Raw genomic sequence first — 3,784 nt, 5'->3', positions numbered from 1 at the left:
TTCCCCTAGATATTAATTTTAATAATACAGAAGAAGTTAGATTAAAATATAGATATTTAGATTTAAGACAATTTAAAATGATTAAAAATTTAAAATTAAGATCAAATATAATGTGTTATGTTAGAAATTTTTTAGAAAAAAATAAATTTTTAAATATTGAAACTCCAATATTAACAAATTCTACATTAGAAGGATCAAGAGATTATTTAGTACCTAGTAGAATTACTAAACATCATTTTTATGCTTTACCACAATCTCCTCAAATTTTTAAACAATTATTAATGATTTCGGGATTAGATCGTTATTATCAAATTGCTAAATGTTTTCGTGATGAAGATTTACGTTCAGATCGTCAACCAGAATTTACACAAATTGATATAGAAATATCTTTTATAAAATCAAATATATTTAGATCATTTATAGAAAAAATAATATTTTATATATGGAAAAAAGTAAAAAACATATCTTTAAATAAATTTAAAATTTTTACTTTTAAAGAATCTATGAAAATTTTTGGAACAGATAAACCTGATTTAAGAAATAAATTAAAATTAGTAGATCTAAGTGATTTTTTTATTAAAAAAAATAAAAAAAGAATTGTTTCTATTAATATTAAAAATAAATATTTATCTAATATAAAATCAAAAAATTTAAATAAATATATATTATTTATTAATAAATATGGTACAAATGACTTAAATATTTTTAAAGTATATCAAAATAAATTAATTAATTTATTTGATAAAAAAAATAAATTTTTAATACATTTAAATCAATATAAAATAAAAGATATTATTATTAAAAATAATTCTTATGATAATGATATAATTTTTATAGGAACAGAATATTTATATGATAATATATCTTCAATGGGATATTTAAGAAACAAATTAGGAAATGATTTAAATTTAATTAATAATGAAATATATTATCCATTATGGATAATTAATTATCCATTATTTAAAAAAGATAAAATAGGTAATTTAGTTTCAATGAATCATCCATTTACATCTCCTAAAAATTATTCTATAAATGATTTATATAATCTTCTAGAAAAAAATCCTCAAAAAATAATATCTGATTCATATGATTTAGTTATTAATGGATACGAAATAGGTAGTGGTTCTGTAAGAATAAATAATTATAAAATGCAAAAAAAAATATTTAATATTCTTCAAATAAGTAAAATTAATCAACAAAAAAATTTTGGTTTTTTTTTAGAAGCTTTAAAATTTGGTACTCCACCTCATATGGGAATAGCTTTAGGATTAGATAGATTAGTGATGTTATTGGCTGATACAAATAATATTCGCGATGTTATCGCATTTCCAAAAACAACATCTGCAAATTGTTTATTAACTAGTGCTCCTAATAAAATTGATACTTATCTACTTAAAGATTATGGATTGTCATACTTATTTTAATAAAGGAATATTTTATGTCTGGACATAGTAAATGGTCTAATACACGTCGCCGTAAAGAATTTCAAGATAATAAAAAAGATAAAATTTTTTCTAAAATTATTCAAGAACTAAATTCAGCCATTCAAATAGGAAAAGGAATAAATCCACAATATAATTCAAAATTACGTTTAGTTATAAAAAAAGCATTAGATCATAACATGAGCCGAATTACAATTAATAATATTTTAAAAAAAAATTTAATTAAAACAAATAAAAATCAATTAAAAGAAATTTATTACGAAGGTTATGGTCCTGAAAATATTGCATTATTAATTAAATGTTTAACAAATAATAATAACAGAACTATATTTTTTATACGTAAAATTTTGAATAAAATTGGGGGTAATTTAAAACAAAAAGGAGCAGTAGATTATATATTTAATAGACAAATATATATTACATTTTTATATAAAAATAATATAGATTATATTATAGATATAGCAGAAAAAATAAAAGCAAATGATATTATTTTAAATAAAAAAAATATTCAAATAATTCTTACAAAAGAAAAATATAAATTTTTTATAAAAGAAATAAAAAAATTAAAAATAAAACCAATTAAAATTGAACTAAATATTAAACCTTTTATAAAAAAAAAAATTAATATTATTACAAGAAATAAATTAATTTATTTAAAATCTTTATGTAAAGAAAATAAAGATATTAAAAATTTTTATCATAATGCAGAATTTTAATAAATTATTAAAATAATTAGATTAATTAATAAATAAAATAAATTAGTATATAATTATAAATATATAAAATATTTCTTATATACGATATATATAAAATATACTATTAGACATTTTTTAATAATTATTTTTTATTATTAAAAAATGTTTTTTATAAAAAAATTTTATTTATATACTTTTAATATAGGATCTATACCAGCAATAACATTTCCTGTATATTTTTTAATTTTATTAATTTCATCAATATTAGAAACTACAATTGGAGTATATATAGATTTAGCTGTTTTTTTTAAAAAATCTAAATCTATTTCAATAATTATTTCACCTTTTTTTACAACATTAGTTTTTTTTAAATTAAATTTTCTTATAAATCCCTTACCTTTTAAATTTATTGTATCAATTCCAAAATGAATAAATAATTCAATATTATTCTTAGTTTTTATTGAAAAAGCATGATTAGTATCAAAAATTTTACCTATAATTCCATCAACAGGAGATAATATAATATTTCCATTTGGATTAATAGCAATACCATCTCCTACTATTTTATCTGCAAATACAATATCAGGAACTTTTTTTATATTAATAATTTTTCCTGAAATAGGTGCAAAAATTTTAGTAATTTCAATTTTTTTGGATTTCTTATTGAAAAAATTAGAAAAAATGTTCATATTTTACCTTTTAAAAAAATAATTTTTTTTATTAAATTCTAGCAATAAATTTTTAATATCTTTAATGGTAGGTTGTAATAAAATATTATTAGCTAGTTCTTTAGCATTAACTATTTTAATATTACGAATAATATTTTTAATTTTTGGAATAGAAATAGCATTCATACTTAATTCATTTAATCCCATCCCTAATAATACAGGAATAAAAAATTCGTCATTTGCTAATTCACCACACATTCCAGTCCATTTATCATTTTCATGAGAAATATCTATTACTTTTTTAATAAGACATAAAATTGCTGGGTGAATAGGATTATATAAATGTGAAATCAAATCATTTCCTCGATCTACAGCTAATGTATATTGTGTTAAATCATTTGTACCTATACTAAAAAAATCAATTTCTTTTATTAAAAAATGAGCTATTATAGCTGATGCTGGAGTTTCTATCATTATACCTATAGAAATATTTTTATCAAAATCGTATTTCTGTTTTTGTAATTGTTTTTTTAAAAATTTTAATTCATCTTTTAAAAAAAGAACTTCATCTATTGAAATAATCATAGGAAACATTATACATAATTTACCAAAAGATGAAGCTCTTAAAATAGCTCTTAATTGTGTATGTAGAATATCTTTTCGATCAATACTTATTCTAATTGCTCTATAACCTAAAAATGGATTTTCTTCTCGAGGTAAATTCATATATGATATTTTTTTATCTCCCCCTATATCCATAGTTCTAATAATAACAGATTTTTTATCCATATTTACTGCTAATGTTTTATAAACAAAAAATTGTTCTTCTTCTGTAGGAAAAGAATCACGATTCATAAATAAAAATTCTGTTCTATATAATCCAATACCATCAGCACCATTATTTTTAATATTTTTTAATTCTTTTAAAGATCCTATATTACCACAAATTTTAATTTGATAATTATCCTTAGTTTTAGCT

At 18.6% G+C, this 3,784-nt stretch carries 4 protein-coding genes; 2 read left to right on the top strand and 2 right to left on the bottom strand.

The window, feature by feature from the left end; all coding sequences use genetic code 11:
* Positions 1–1,424 (top strand): aspartate--tRNA ligase (gene aspS, locus GJT96_RS02140; RefSeq protein ID WP_247646085.1); only part of this gene is annotated, 1,424 nt, incomplete at its 5' end.
* Between the two features lie 14 nt (positions 1,425–1,438).
* Positions 1,439–2,158, top strand: a complete 720-nt coding sequence (locus tag GJT96_RS02135) for a YebC/PmpR family DNA-binding transcriptional regulator (RefSeq protein WP_169780555.1) — start codon at positions 1,439–1,441, stop codon at positions 2,156–2,158.
* 161 nt (positions 2,159–2,319) lie between these two features.
* Here the strand turns inward: GJT96_RS02135 and crr are convergent, their stop codons facing one another.
* Positions 2,320–2,826, bottom strand: coding sequence for a PTS glucose transporter subunit IIA (crr, locus tag GJT96_RS02130; protein WP_169780554.1), 507 nt, complete (start codon positions 2,824–2,826; stop codon positions 2,320–2,322).
* Between the two features lie 3 nt (positions 2,827–2,829).
* Positions 2,830–3,784, bottom strand: a 955-nt coding sequence (gene ptsP / locus GJT96_RS02435; protein WP_247646084.1) for a phosphoenolpyruvate--protein phosphotransferase, incomplete at its 5' end; no start/stop codon positions are given.

The sequence above is a fragment of the Enterobacteriaceae endosymbiont of Donacia piscatrix genome (genome assembly GCF_012569525.1).
GTDB lineage: Bacteria > Pseudomonadota > Gammaproteobacteria > Enterobacterales > Enterobacteriaceae.
This window is presented reverse-complemented; position numbering and strand designations above follow the sequence as displayed.